Consider the following 13,370-nt stretch of genomic DNA (forward strand, 5'->3'; position numbering starts at 1 on the left):
TGTTTTCCGCTATACTGGTCCTGAGGGACTCTTCGGATAGAGGAGGGAGTAATGTTCAAGCATATCATGGTGCCCGTTGATCTGCACATGCCCGCATCGGTCAAGAAAGCCCTGGATGTGGCGGCGGACTTTGCCAAAAATCACAGCTCGCGCGTAACGCTGGTGCATGTGACGGATCAGCAGGTCAAGCGCGGGCATACAGTAGGGCCGTCAGGTGATGAACTGGCGGATCTGGCAAGCAAGATGGCGGCGCAGACCGGTGCAAGGGTTGAGGGGCTGCCGGTCTATTCGGTGGATGTCGGATCAGAGATCGACTCCATCCTGCCCCGGACCGCTAAGGAGCTGGAGGTGGATCTGGTTGTGATGGGCACCCATATGCCTGGAATTCTGGACTATGTGTTTTCGTCCCACGCCAGCCATCTGGTGCTGCATTCCGAAGCCTCGGTATTTGTGGTGCGCTAGGGGTCCGGCTGGGCGTCCTCGGCCAGATGCTCGGCCTCCAGAAAGCGTTCAAAGGCATCCAGATTGACCGGTTCGAACTGGCCGAAGCCCTGCATCCAGACCGAGGCTGCGCCCATGGCATCCGGTTGCAGCTTGCACCATTTGACCCGGCCATGCTTTTCCTGCGCGATCAGGCCTGCACGGGTCAGGATCACCAAGTGTTTTGAAATTGCTGCCAGCGACATCTCGAACGGTTCCGCCACATCGGTCACCGCCATATCGTCCTCCAACAGCATGGTGAGGATCGCCCGGCGGGTCGGGTCGGCCAAGGCCGCAAAGACAGTGTCGAGAGGGTCGCTCATGCCTGATACTCCTACCCATCGTCCGGCAGTTTGACAATCTGTTCTGAACCGTCATGGTGGCGCCCTTCAAGCGCACGGGGATTGATGGCATGGCATTGAAATACTGGCTGGTGATATTCATTCTCGGCATCGGCTGGGGCATGTCGTTCATGTTCAATGCCATTCTGCTGCGCGAACTGGGACCGTTGTCGGTGTCGATGGGGCGGGTCGGATTTGGCGCGTTGGGCTGCTGGATCTATGTGCTGGCGGCGCGCAAGCGGGTGCCGGCAGAGCCTGGGCGCTGGCTGGCGCTGTTTGGCTTCGGGGTGCTCAGCTATGCCGGGCCGTTTGCCTTTTACGCGCTGGGCCAGCAGCATATCGCCAGCGGTGTGGCCGGGATTGTCAATGCGACCACGCCGGCGCTGGCAGTGGTTGTCTCCCATTTCTGGCCCGGCGGCGAGCGCGCAACCGGGTTGAAGTCACTAGGGGTGGTCTGCGGGTTCCTTGGTATCGTGCTGCTGTCGCTGCCTCTGCTGGAAAGCGGCCGGTCGTCGGAGATCTGGGCGGTTTTGATCACCCTGTGCGCACCCTTGTGTTATGCGTTTTCGGTCAATTTCGCGCGCAGTTTCCGGGACATGGAGCCGGTGGTGCTGGTGGCGATTGCTCTGACCGGGGCCACCGCGGCGATTGCACCGCTGGCTATCTGGAGCGAAGGCCTGCCGCATGTGACGCGGATAGAGACCTGGGCCTCCTTGTTTGTCATCGGTTTTGTTCTGACCTCGGCCGCATTCATCGCCTTTTACTGGGTGCTGCCCAAGGTGGGACCAACCAACATAACCCTGCCGACGCTGATCGCGCCGGTTTCGGCGCTGTTCCTGGGGACCTACATCCTGAAGGAGCAGCTGCTGGCAGAGCATCTGTGGGGCATGGCAGCGATCCTGCTGGGATTGTTGCTGATTGACGGGCGGATTGTGCGCTGGCGGATGGCAAAACCGCCCATTCGCTAAAATCAACCTTTTGGTTGAATATGAAAACTGGGGTGGATTGGCGCTAGCGGTTGCTGCGGCAGAGCGGCGCGGCTTTTCTCGAAATCAAATTATTATATAAAAATCAGCTACTTGATGGCGTTCTGAATCTTCTGTCCTTGTAATTGACTCCTAAGCCCCATGGCCTTAGCAACCTCATAGAAATCGCGTGAGGATGGCGCCCGTGACCGACGACGACCAAAAGCAGCGCATGGCGCAGCTGGAGGAGAAGCTCGCGGCGGCGCGTAAGGCACAACAGCCCAAGCCGCGCGCGGATGAGCACTATTCCATGGCCAATCAGGCCTGGCGGATGGTGATTGAATTGGTGGCCGGTCTTGGGATCGGCTTTGGCATCGGATACGGGCTGGACCTTCTGTTTGGAACCCTGCCCATCTTCATGGTGCTGTTTGTAATGCTGGGCCTTGCGGCTGGAGTGAAGACAATGCTTCGCACCGCGCAGGAGATCCAGGAACAGAAACTGGCCGATGAGGCCAAGAAAAATGCGCAAGACCGGGACTGATCCGACGGGATCAAACGCCGGCGACAGGAGAAGCGGACCGATGGGCAAAATTTTCTTTTACGCAGCGCTGGCGCTGGTGCTGGTATCCGGCCTGATTTTCGCCCCGGCGGAGTCAAAGCTGGCAATCCACCCGATGGATCAGTTCAACGTGGCAGCACTGTTTGGCGATCACATCTCCTGGTACACCCCGACCAACGTGACCCTGTGGATGGCGCTGGCTGTAGCCGCGGTGTTTGCGCTGCTGGTCATGGGCTCATCGCGCCGCGCCATCGTGCCGGGCCGCGCCCAGTCGGTTGCGGAGCTGGCTTATGGCTTCATCTACAAAATGGTCGAGGACGTGGCCGGCAAGGACGGCGTCAAGTTCTTCCCCTACATCATGACCCTGTTCATGTTCATCGTGATGGCCAACTTCCTGGGCCTGATCCCCGGCTCGTTCACCACCACCTCGCACATCGCGGTGACCGCGGTTCTGGCGGCGCTGGTGTTCTTCACCGTGACCATCGTTGGTTTCGTCAAGAACGGCGCTGGTTTCCTGGGCCTGTTCTGGGTGTCGAGCGCGCCGCTGGCGCTGCGCCCGATCCTGGCCATCATCGAACTGATTTCCTACTTCGTGCGCCCCGTCAGCCACAGCATCCGTCTGGCAGGCAACGTAATGGCGGGCCACGCGGTTCTGAAAGTGTTCGCAGGCTTTGCCGCAGCACTGGGCATGTTCAGCTTCCTGCCGATTTTTGCCATCACCGCGGTTTACGCACTCGAAGTTCTGGTGGCCTTCATTCAGGCCTACGTCTTTACCATCCTGACCTGCGTGTACCTGAAGGATGCGCTGCACCCGAGCCACTAAGGCCAGGATCGACAAGTTTACCGGGTGAGCCTGGCGGTTCACCCAGACCCTAAATCACCACATTCCATCGTAAGGAGAATACTCATGGAAGGCGATATCGCACAACTCGGTCAGTTCATCGGCGCAGGCCTGGCAGCAATCGGTTCCGGCGCAGCCGCAATCGGTGTGGGCCACGTTGCCGGCAACTTCCTGGCAGGCGCACTGCGCAACCCGTCGGCAGCCGCCGGCCAGACCGCAACCCTGTTCATCGGCATCGCATTTGCAGAAGCACTGGGCATCTTCTCGTTCCTGGTCGCTCTGCTGCTGATGTTCGCCGTCTAAGACCTCAGGAACCTATTTCCTTACGGCCGGGCAGTGCGGCCTAAATCCGCACTGCCCGGTGTAACGGCAAGTTCCCAAGGAGGACGACATGGCATCTAATACGCAAGACGCAGCACACGGCGCCGCAGACGCAGCGCACGGGTCTGCTCCGGGTATGCCGCAGCTGGACTTCTCGACCTTCGGGAACCAGATCTTCTGGCTCGCGGTCGCTCTGGTCGTGATCTACCTCATCCTGTCGCGCGTCGCGCTGCCCCGCATTGCGGCTGTGCTGGCCGAGCGTCAGGGGACCATCACCAACGACCTCGCCGCGGCTGAAGACCTGAAAGCCAAGGCAGTCGAGGCCGAAAACGCATATAACAAAGCTCTGGCAGATGCCCGTGCCGAATCTCAGCGCATCGTTGCTGAGACACGTGTGGAAATTCAGGCCGGGCTGGACGAGGCAATTGCCAAAGCAGACGAACAGATCTCTGCCAAGGCCGCCGAGTCCGAAAAGGCAATCGCTGAAATCAAGGCCGGTGCGCTGGAAAGCGTAAAGGCTGTTGCCACCGATACCGCAGGGGCGCTGGTAAGCGCACTGGGCGGTTCGGCAGACGCAGACGCAATTGCCGCGGCAGTTGCCGAGCGGACGAAAGGATAAGGACATGCGCAATATTCTCGCCCTTGCCCTGACCTTGGGTGCAGCTTCGCCTGCCTTTGCTGCCGGCGGCGGCCTGGACCTGTCCAACACCAATCTGGTTGTGGGTCTCGGTTTCGTGCTGTTCGTTGGCATTCTGCTGTTTGCCAAAGTGCCGTCGCTGCTCGCAGGCCAGCTGGATAACCGTGCAGAAGGTATCCAGAAGGAGCTGAACGAAGCCCGCGCGCTGCGTGAAGAGGCCCAGACCGTTCTGGCGTCCTATGAGCGTAAGCAGCAGGAAGTTCAGGCCCAGGCAGATCAGATCGTTGCCGCCGCCCGTGACGAAGCTGCCCGCGCAGCGGAACAGGCAAAAGCGGATCTGCAAACCTCCATTGCCCGCCGTCTGGCGGCCGCCGAGGAGCAGATCGCTTCGGCGGAAGCCTCGGCTGTGAAGGAAGTGCGCGATCAGGCGATCACAATCGCTGTTTCTGCGGCGGATCAGGTGATCTCCAAGCAGATGACCGCCGCAGAGGCCAACAAGCTGATCGACGCCGCCATCGCGGATGTGGACGCCAAGCTGCACTGAGTTTGGCAGACACTGTTGAGTTTAAAAAACCCGGCCCAAGCGGCCGGGTTTTTTTGTCTTGCCAGCTGTTGGGGGTAAGTTTCTACCAACACAGCCTTGCGGATACTATTCAATCCGCGCCAAATTGCTTGCAGCCGAATTTTGTCGATTACTGGCCGCGGGCAGTTTTCAACACGGACCTATTGATATGAAACATCTCCGAGTTTGGGCAGTGCGGTTCTTAGGGGCTTATCTCCTAGTTTTGCTAGCAACATTTTTGTTTGCCCTCGGATCAATGAAGTTCAACAGTTTGGCGATCTGGGAACGCAAACTAAACCCATCGACCTTTGTGTTTTGGCAAGGCGGCGAATACTATTCAAATCCGCCGCTTTTTTCGCAAACGATGTCCGATGTGCAGGGGCAATTGACTGCAAGGGAGCCGCGGAGTTTTGAAGATGTAGATATCTGGGTGCTGCTTCTGGATGGTTTCGCAGAAATTAGAAACGTCGAAGTCGCTTTGCAGTTGGGGATCGAAACGGACAAGATCGCGAGAAGACTGCCAAGTCAAACGACCAAGCTTTCAGGTGTAAGCCTAAGCATGCGGCTCCACCCTGTTCCATTTTACGTGAAGCGCAAAAGCGTACTCATCATGAATGCTGAGTTTTTGAGAGAGAACTACAAATTTCAGTGTCTGGACGAGATGGTTTACGGCGCAATGATCGGGCTACGAGATCAAGCGCTGTGGGACAGGTGCGAGGTTAGTTAATCTTCGTCGGAATGAATGGGGTAATTGCTACCCGCATTCACCCCTTCCCCGTTTCATGCTCCAGCCGCTGCCGCGCCACCTCGGCGTTGCGTTCGGCGCGCTGGTGGTCGGTTAGGGCTTGCTTCACATAGTCCAGATGCATCTCCACTGCCGTCCGCGCAGCCTGCGGATCGCGGGCCTGCAGGGCGGCGTTGATGGCGCGGTGCTGCTCCAGCAGCGCCTCATAGGTGGTGTGCTGCTGGAACATGATCCGGCGGTTGTAGAAGACCCCCTCGCGCAGCAGATCGAACATCGAACGCATCATATGCAGCATGATGACGTTGTGGCTGGCGTCCATGATAGCGGAGTGGAACTGAGCGTCGAGCCGGGCCGCTTCCTCGGACACGGCGGGATTGCCGGCCGCCTCCATCTTGTCAAAGATCGTTTGGATCACCTGCAGGTCATAGTCCGACCCGAACCGGGCGGCGCGCTCTGCGGCCAGCCCCTCCATGTCGCGGCGGAAGGAGAGGTAATCAAACACCGCCTCGTCATGGGTGGCGAACAGCTGGATCAGTGCCGGCGAAAAAGCCGATCCCAAAACGTCCCCCACAAACACGCCGGAGCCTGCCTTGGAGGCAAGCAGCCCACGCGCCTGCAACTCGCCGATGGCATCACGCAGGGAGGGGCGGGAGACACCCAGCCGCTCCGCCAGCTCCCGTTCGGCAGGCAGCCGTTCACCAGGTGAGAGGATGCCGCGCAGGATCAGCTGCTCGATCTGCTTAACGACGGAGGCGGAGAGTTTTTCGGGCTGAACTTTCTGAAATGGCATGCGGAGGCTCATCTGAATTGGTCAAATCATATGACCATGGGGGGGGAGGGGCTGCAAGGGCAGGCAGGGATCACGAAGGCTGTAACATTAGGTCAGTATTATTGACATTATTTCGCGCTCTCCTACCGTGGCACCAGATCCCAAGCCAGGAGAGCCAGGATGCAGTTCGACCAGATCATTGCCAGCCGGAACACGCGGATGAAGGCGTCGGAAATCCGCGAATTGCTGAAGCTCTTGGACCAGCCGGATATCATCTCATTTGCTGGCGGCATCCCGGACCCGGCACTGTTTCCGGCGGATGAATTTGCCGAAGCATTCAAGAATGCGCTGACACCGGAACGGCAGGCCATGGCACTGCAGTATTCAGTGAGCGAAGGATATCTGCCGCTGCGTGAATGGATTGTTGAGGAGATGGCGAAGATCGGTATCGCCTGTGATGCGGACAATGTGCTGATCACCTCCGGCTCCCAGCAGGCGCTGGATTATCTCGGCAAGCTGTTCCTGTCGCCGGGGGATACTGCACTGGTCGGCTGGCCTACGTACTTGGGGGCGCTGGCAGCCTTCAACGCCTATGAGCCACGTTATGACCGGCTGTCTTTGAAAGGCAACCGAACGGTGGAAAGTTATGCCGAGGGTGCTGCGGACGCGGGCAGCGCGGTGAAATTCGCCTATCTGTCGCCGGATTTTGCCAACCCAACCGGAGAGACCCTGGACCGTGCCGGGCGGCTGCGGCTGCTGGAATTGGCTGACAGCCTGAAGTGTGCCGTCATCGAAGATGCGGCATACCAGTCGCTGCGCTATGACGGGGAGCCGGTGCCGCCGGTTCTGGCGCTGGAGCTGGAACAGAAGGGCTCGATCGAGGACTGCCGGACGATCTATTGCGGCTCGTTCAGCAAGACCCTTTCGCCGGGTTTGCGGATCGGCTGGGCGGTGGCGGCCAAGCCGGTGATCTCGCAGATGGTGCTGCTGAAGCAGGCGGCGGATCTGCATAGTTCGACAATCAACCAGATGGCAGTCCATGGCGTTGCAGAGGCCCGTTTCGATGCGCATGTGGCGCAGCTGCACGCGGTCTACCAACGCCGCAGGGACGTCATGCTGGCGGCACTGGAGGAGCACATGCCGGAGGGCGTCAGCTGGACCCGGCCTGAGGGCGGCATGTTCGTGTGGATGACCCTGCCGGACCGCATGGATGGGGCGCAGTTGCTGGCCCGTTCTTTGGAGACGGCGAGGGTGGCCTTTGTCCCGGGGCAGGCATTTTTCGCCGATGGCAGCGGTCAGAACACGATCCGGTTGAGCTTTTCCAACTCTAACCATGCGGCGATTGAGGACGGGATTGCCCGGTTGGGGCGGCTGCTGGGCTCAGTCTAAGGCCGGATTGCCCCCGGCTTGGCAAAACACCGCCGGATCCTGCGGGTTATCCACAAGATATGGTGTGGTTTGAGGCAGATTCGCCCCGATTTGGGGATGCAGAGCGTTGACACACACGATAGGAACCGTTGAACTTTCTCGATCCGGAATCACGGAGGGGCAGCTTTGCGGTTTTCCAAGCTCAGGCTGAACGGCTTCAAAAGCTTTGTTGATCCTACGGAACTGGTCATTGCCGATGGGCTGACCGGGGTTGTGGGTCCAAACGGTTGCGGCAAATCCAATCTTCTGGAGGCTTTGCGCTGGGTGATGGGCGAGACCCGCGCCAAGGCAATGCGCGGCGGCGGCATGGAAGATGTGATCTTTGCCGGCACTTCGTCGCGGCCCGCGCGCAACTTTGCCGAAGTCAGCCTGCAAATCGACAATTCTGAACGGCTGGCGCCCTCGGGGTTCAATGAGGCGGACGGGCTGGAAATCGTGCGCCGTATCACGCGCGATGTGGGCAGTGCCTACAAGTCGAACAGCAAGGATGTGCGGGCGCGCGATGTGCAGATGCTGTTTGCCGATGCCTCGACGGGGGCGCATTCGCCGGCGCTGGTGCGGCAGGGGCAGATCGCCGAGCTGATCAACGCCAAGCCCAAGGCACGGCGGCGTATTCTGGAAGAGGCGGCGGGTATTTCCGGCCTTTATCAGCGGCGCCACGAGGCCGAACTGAAACTGAAGAACACCGAGTCCAACCTGCTGCGTGTCGATGACGTGATCGAGCAGCTGGCGGCACAGCTGGCGCAGCTGGCCAAGCAGGCGCGGCAGGCGCAGCGCTACCGCGAGATCGGTGAAAAGCTGCGCCTGGCCGAAGGCATGTTGCTGTACCGCCGCTGGCGCGAAGCGGATGCGTTGCGGCTGGCCTCCGAGGATGAGCTGCGGGCGCGGGTTGAGCAGGCCGCCAAGGCTGAGGCGCTGGTGCGTGCAGCCGCGGCGCAGCGCGGCACGTTTGAAGAAAAGCTGCCGCCCTTGCGTGAAGAAGAGGCGATTGCCGCTGCCATCCTGCAGCGGCTGGTGGTGCAACGGGATTCGCTGGGCGATCAGGAGGCGCAGGCGCGCCAGACCATCGAGCGGCTCAGCAGCCGTGTTGTGCAGCTGGGCAACGACATTGAGCGCGAAGCGGGGCTCAACAAGGACGCCGGCGAAACCATCGAACGGCTGGAGTGGGAGCAGCGCGAGCTGTCCAAGGCCGGCGACGGGCATGACGGCAAGATGGCCGAAGCTGCGGAACTGGCGCGCGATGCCGGCTCGATCTTGCAGGCACGCGAGGATCATCTGGCGCAGGTGACCGAAGATGTGGCCCGTCTGGCGGCTCGCCACCAGTCGGCGCGCCGTGCATTAGAGGATTGCCAACGAGCTTTGGGCCGTTCCGAGGGCGAGGCTGAAAAGGCCCGCGCCGCCAAGGGCGAGGCGCAGGATGCCTTGGAACTGGCGGTGGAGAAATTCGAAACTTCGGTGGCCGCTGAGGAAGAGGCCCGCGAGGCCTCGGAAATGGCTGAAGAGGCGCTGGCCGATGCGGATGAGACCCGCACCGAGACTCAAAGCCGGGAGGCCGAAGCGCGTTCGCAGCGCTCTGAAGCCGAAGGCGGGCTGGGCGCGTTGCGCGCTGAGGTTACAGCGCTGGCCAAACTGGTGGAGCGGGATACCGCCGAGGGTGGGCAGATCCTGGACGAGCTGACAGTGGCTCCGGGGTATGAAAAGGCTCTGGGTGCGGCACTGGCCGATGATCTGCGCGCGCCGCTGGCGGAGGCGGACGGGCCGACGGGCTGGGTGGCGCTGTCCGGTTATGACCATGATGCGCCCCTGCCCGATGGAGTGCAGCCTCTGGCGCTGTTTGTTTCCGGCCCTGATGCCCTGTCCCGCCGGGTGGCGCAGATCGGGCTGGTGGATGGCGATGCGGCAGCAGGGCTGCAAGCGCATCTGACGCCAGGGCAGCGTCTGGTGACGGTTGAGGGTGACTTGTGGCGCTGGGATGGTTACCGCGCCTGGGCCGAGGACGCGCCAAGTGCAGCAGCCCTGCGGCTGGAGCAATTGAATAAGCTGGAAGCGCTGAAGCAGGAGATGGAACGTGTCAGCGCTACTGCGGACGGCGCGCGTGCGGCACATGAGATGCTGTTGCGCAAGCTGGAGGAGGTGACGCTGGCCGACCAGAACGCCCGCCAGGCGCGCCGCGTGGCCGACCAGCGGGTGGCTGACGCCGCGCGTGCGCTGAGCCGTGCCGAGGCGGACCGCAACCTGGCTGAGGCCAAACTTGAGACATTGGGGATTGCCGTCTCCCGCCATGAGGAAGACGCGCTGAGTTCCAGCCTGCAGCTGAAAGAGGCGGAAAAGGCGCTGGGGGATCTCGGCGATCTGGACCAGGCCCGCATTGCGGTTGAGGACATCAAGCAGTCGGTGGAGGCGGCGCGGATCACCATGCTGACGCACCGGTCCTCCCACGATGAATTGCGCCGTGAAGGCGAGGCCCGCACCAAGCGCGCCCAGGAAGTGACCAAGGAGCTGTCCGGCTGGCGCCACCGTCTGGAGAGCGCTGAGGCACGGATCGCAGAATTGGCAGAACGCCGCGAAGCCTCGCAAGAAGAGCTGGAAGAGGCGAATGCGGTCCCGGCTGAGATTGCCGGGAAACGCGAGGAGCTGAACGAGGCGATTTCCGAGGCAGAGCTGCGTAAGTCCGCGGCGACAGAAGCTCTGATTGCAGCCGAGGCCGAACTGCGTGACGCGGTTCACAAGGAACGCGAATGCGAGCGGCTGGCGTCTGAGGCACGCGAAGCACGCGCCCGCTCTGAGGCGCGCAGCGATGCGGCCAAGGAGGCGGTGACCCAGGCCGCGGGCCGCATCATCGAGGCGCAGCAGATCACCCCGCAGGCGTTGCTGGAGAAGCTGGGCGTGTCACCGGATGAAATGCCCGCCTCGGATGACCTGGAACACGACGTGGACCGCTGCAAGCGCCAGCGCGATGCTATGGGTGCAGTGAACTTGCGGGCGGAGGAAGACGCCCGCGGCGTGCAGAACGAGCATGACACGCTGGTCGCCGAGAAGCTGGACCTGGAAGGCGCGGTCAAGACCCTGCGCGATGGGATTGCCAGTCTCAACCGCGAGGGCCGCGAACGGCTGCTGACGGCGTTTGAGCAGGTGAACAGCAGCTTTGCCATGTTGTTCACCCATCTGTTCGGCGGCGGTGAGGCCAATCTGGTGATGGTCGAAAGCGACGATCCGCTGGATGCGGGCCTTGAGATCATGTGCCAGCCGCCAGGCAAGAAGCTGTCGACCCTGTCACTGCTGTCCGGCGGTGAGCAGACGCTGACCGCGATGGCGCTGATCTTTGCGGTTTTCCTGTCGAACCCGGCGCCGATCTGTGTGCTGGACGAGGTCGACGCGCCGCTGGATGACGCCAATGTCACCCGTTTCTGCGACCTGCTGGACGAGATGTGCCGCCAGACTGACACCCGTTTCCTGATCATCACACACCACGCGGTGACAATGGCGCGGATGGACCGGCTGTTTGGGGTCACCATGCAGGAAAAGGGCGTTAGCCAGCTGGTTTCAGTTGACCTGAAGAAAGCAGAGGCGATGGTGGCCTAAGGCAGAGGCACTACTGGGATTGGTGCTTTTGTTTTCGAATTTATTAGTGGAGTGACAAATGAATATGCTCAAAGCAATTGCCGCATCCGTGGTCTTGATGATCCCGGTTGCCGCGGCGGCCCAGAATGTAGTGGCCAAGACCGGCGACAGTGTTGCCGGTTTCTTCAAGGATGAGGGCGCCAAGGTCGAAGTAACCACAGACAGCGTAGGTGATCCCAACCTGAAAGTTGAGTATTACGGCAACGATTTCTCGGTCTATTACTACGGCTGCGACAACAACACCAACTGCGAGGCCATCCAGTTCTTTTCCGGCTATCAGACAGACGGCAGCGTGCGCCTGTCCAAGATCAACGAGTGGAACAATGAAAACCGTTTTGCCCGCGGCTATGTCTCGGAAGAGGGCTCAGCCCGGATCGAAATGGACGTGTTCCTGGGCAAAAAGGGCATGAGCCCGGATGATTTTGCCGAGGCCGTGGGGATCTGGAACCGCGCGATGCAGGATTTCGAAACTTTCATTGACTGGTGAAACCACGAGTCACCGGATCGTGACACCAGCTTAACAAGTGAACCGCTAAGGTAGGGGCATGAAACGGATCATGCCCCTTTTTCTATCTCTGATGGCAGGCAGCGCGTTGGCCGGCGATTGGCCGCTGCGGCCCGGCGACACGGCCTTGGCGCAGGACGAACTGGACGCGCTGCCAGGCCGGTCCTTTCGCTTTTATGATGGCGGAGAGTCGCTGTATGGCAGCGATGGCGCCTATGCTTATACCTACTCGGCGGAGAACGGCGGGGGCACCGCTTGGGGCACTTACCGGATTGCCGCAGATGGCAGCGTCTGCGTGGAATTCGCCAACGGGCTTGGCCGCTGCGATCTGTATGTGCGCAATGGAAGCCGGGTCATCCTGATTACCGAAAAGGGCGAGCGGTTCCCGGTCCGTTAAAGCTTCTGCAGCAGCGCCGGCGTCGGCCAGGCATCAGCGGGCAGGCCAAGGCGGGCTTGCTCTTTTTGCACTGCAATCCGGGTGCGGGCGCCAAGAATGCCGTCGATATCCCCAACGTTATGGCCGCGGGCCTGGAGTATCTGCTGCAACTGCTTCATCTGGGTGCCATTCAGCCCTCTTTCGGGTTGGCCGGCGCTAAAGGCCTCTGCGCCTTTCAGCCGGTTGGCAAAGTAAGCAGCAGTGAGGACATAGGTAAAGCTCTGGTTCCACTCAAAATAGACGTCAAAGTTGGGGTAAGCGAGGAAAGCCGGCCCCTTGTGGCCCTGCGGCAGCAGAAGCGAAGCGCGCAAGGAAGGATCGGGGAGTTTGCCGTCCCGCGCTGAGACGCCCAGACCGCGCCACTGGGCCACGGATTTCTTGCGTCCAGTGCCTGTCAGCGTCAGATCCAGATCCTGGGGGATGATGACCTCTTGCAGCCAGGGCTGGCCCGGTTTCCAACCCAAATGGGACAGCATCCGCGCCCCCGACATCAGCGCGTCGGCGGCAGAGGTTTTCAGGCTGACCTGGCCATCGCCGTCGGCATCGACACCATGATCCAGAATATCTCCGGGCAGCATCTGTACCATGCCGATCTCGCCGGCCCAGGCGCCTGTTGTGCGTTTGGGATCGAAATTGCCCTGGCTGAACAGCTCCAGTGCCGAGAAAACCTGCGGCCGGAAAAGCTCCGGGCGGCGGCAGTCATGCGCCAGGGTGACAAGCGCATCGCGGGTGTTGAAATCGCCCTGATAGCCGCCATAGTCGGTCTCGAAGGCCCAGAACGCCAGCAGCACACCGCGGTCAATGCCATAGGTGTTCTCAATCCGCTGGAAGGTGGCATCATGTTTTTGCGCCATCTGGCGGCCGCGCTTGATCCGGTTTTGCGAGATCAGGTGGCGGGTGAACTCGATGAAAGGTTTTTGGAACACACCCTGGGCACGGTCCGCCTTAAGAACTCGGGCATCTTTGCGGGTGCCCGAGAAGAAGGCGTTGACAGTGGAGGTGTCATACCCGGCCTGCACCGCCTCGTCTTTCATCAGCTTAACAAAATTCTGAAAGCCGCCGCCGCATTGGGCAGTTGCCGCCGCAGGCAGCAGGCTTGCTGCAAGGACGAAGGGCATTAGGCGCATTGTTCCGGCGTTCCTTTGTCTGACCGCTCCCGC

General features: G+C 60.9%; 15 protein-coding genes. 12 read left to right on the plus strand and 3 right to left on the minus strand.

From position 1 onward, the window contains the following. Nucleotides 1-51: 51 nt before the first annotated feature. Nucleotides 52-462: a universal stress protein gene (locus K3724_RS00715; RefSeq protein ID WP_259989152.1), complete on the plus strand. Its 411-nt coding sequence runs from the start codon at nucleotides 52-54 to the stop codon at nucleotides 460-462. Here the strand turns inward: K3724_RS00715 and K3724_RS00720 are convergent. After that, the gene (locus K3724_RS00720; RefSeq protein ID WP_259989154.1) at nucleotides 459-803 is read right to left on the minus strand and encodes a helix-turn-helix transcriptional regulator; all 345 of its coding nucleotides are present in this window, start codon (nucleotides 801-803) and stop codon (nucleotides 459-461) included. The two genes, K3724_RS00715 and K3724_RS00720, sit on opposite strands and share 4 nt — an antisense overlap. 89 nt (nucleotides 804-892) lie before the next feature. Between K3724_RS00720 and K3724_RS00725 the strand changes: the two genes are divergently transcribed. The 7 genes from K3724_RS00725 (at nucleotide 893) to K3724_RS00755 (ending at nucleotide 5,433) form a co-directional block, all read left to right on the plus strand. After that, the gene (locus K3724_RS00725) at nucleotides 893-1,789 is read left to right on the plus strand and encodes a DMT family transporter (RefSeq protein ID WP_259992532.1); all 897 of its coding nucleotides are present in this window, start codon (nucleotides 893-895) and stop codon (nucleotides 1,787-1,789) included. Nucleotides 1,790-1,982: 193 nt separating this feature from the next. Continuing rightward, nucleotides 1,983-2,327, plus strand: coding sequence for an AtpZ/AtpI family protein (locus K3724_RS00730; RefSeq protein WP_239032530.1), 345 nt, complete (start codon nucleotides 1,983-1,985; stop codon nucleotides 2,325-2,327). 40 nt (nucleotides 2,328-2,367) lie between these two features. Beyond that, complete coding sequence (locus tag K3724_RS00735; protein ID WP_129369298.1) at nucleotides 2,368-3,168, plus strand: F0F1 ATP synthase subunit A; 801 nt, start codon at nucleotides 2,368-2,370, stop codon at nucleotides 3,166-3,168. A gap of 84 nt (nucleotides 3,169-3,252) precedes the next feature. Then, nucleotides 3,253-3,489, plus strand: coding sequence for a F0F1 ATP synthase subunit C (locus K3724_RS00740; protein WP_008205040.1), 237 nt, complete (start codon nucleotides 3,253-3,255; stop codon nucleotides 3,487-3,489). 88 nt (nucleotides 3,490-3,577) lie between these two features. Beyond that, a complete protein-coding gene (locus tag K3724_RS00745) occupies nucleotides 3,578-4,126 on the plus strand; it encodes a F0F1 ATP synthase subunit B' (protein ID WP_259989163.1) in 549 nt (182 codons plus the stop codon). Nucleotides 4,127-4,130: 4 nt separating this feature from the next. Further along, nucleotides 4,131-4,688 (plus strand): F0F1 ATP synthase subunit B, encoded by a 558-nt coding sequence (locus K3724_RS00750; protein WP_259989165.1) that lies wholly within the window; start codon nucleotides 4,131-4,133, stop codon nucleotides 4,686-4,688. A gap of 187 nt (nucleotides 4,689-4,875) precedes the next feature. After that, nucleotides 4,876-5,433, plus strand: coding sequence for a hypothetical protein (locus tag K3724_RS00755; RefSeq protein WP_259989167.1), 558 nt, complete (start codon nucleotides 4,876-4,878; stop codon nucleotides 5,431-5,433). 37 nt (nucleotides 5,434-5,470) lie between these two features. On the opposite strand, the gene K3724_RS00760 is transcribed toward K3724_RS00755, so the two are convergent. Continuing rightward, nucleotides 5,471-6,241 (minus strand): FadR/GntR family transcriptional regulator, encoded by a 771-nt coding sequence (locus K3724_RS00760; RefSeq protein ID WP_259989169.1) that lies wholly within the window; start codon nucleotides 6,239-6,241, stop codon nucleotides 5,471-5,473. 159 nt (nucleotides 6,242-6,400) lie between these two features. Between K3724_RS00760 and K3724_RS00765 the strand changes: the two genes are divergently transcribed. The 4 genes from K3724_RS00765 to K3724_RS00780 all read left to right on the plus strand — a co-directional run bounded on the left by K3724_RS00765 (nucleotide 6,401) and on the right by K3724_RS00780 (nucleotide 12,171). Then, a complete protein-coding gene (locus K3724_RS00765; protein ID WP_259989171.1) occupies nucleotides 6,401-7,609 on the plus strand; it encodes a PLP-dependent aminotransferase family protein in 1,209 nt (402 codons plus the stop codon). 165 nt (nucleotides 7,610-7,774) lie between these two features. Further along, entirely contained in the window at nucleotides 7,775-11,230 is a 3,456-nt protein-coding gene (locus K3724_RS00770) for a chromosome segregation SMC family protein (protein WP_259989173.1), read from the plus strand. Between the two features lie 58 nt (nucleotides 11,231-11,288). Continuing rightward, nucleotides 11,289-11,756 carry a YbjN domain-containing protein gene (locus K3724_RS00775; protein WP_259989175.1) on the plus strand — a complete coding sequence of 156 codons (468 nt, stop codon included), beginning with the start codon at nucleotides 11,289-11,291 and terminating at the stop codon, nucleotides 11,754-11,756. Nucleotides 11,757-11,826: 70 nt separating this feature from the next. Beyond that, complete coding sequence (locus K3724_RS00780) at nucleotides 11,827-12,171, plus strand: hypothetical protein (protein ID WP_311200010.1); 345 nt, start codon at nucleotides 11,827-11,829, stop codon at nucleotides 12,169-12,171. Here the strand turns inward: K3724_RS00780 and K3724_RS00785 are convergent. Then, nucleotides 12,168-13,337, minus strand: a complete 1,170-nt coding sequence (locus K3724_RS00785) for a lytic murein transglycosylase (protein WP_259989179.1) — start codon at nucleotides 13,335-13,337, stop codon at nucleotides 12,168-12,170. The two genes, K3724_RS00780 and K3724_RS00785, sit on opposite strands and share 4 nt — an antisense overlap. Nucleotides 13,338-13,370: the final 33 nt, after the last annotated feature.

It is taken from the genome of Leisingera sp. M658 (assembly GCF_025144145.1).
In the GTDB taxonomy this organism is placed as follows: Bacteria; Pseudomonadota; Alphaproteobacteria; order Rhodobacterales; family Rhodobacteraceae; genus Leisingera.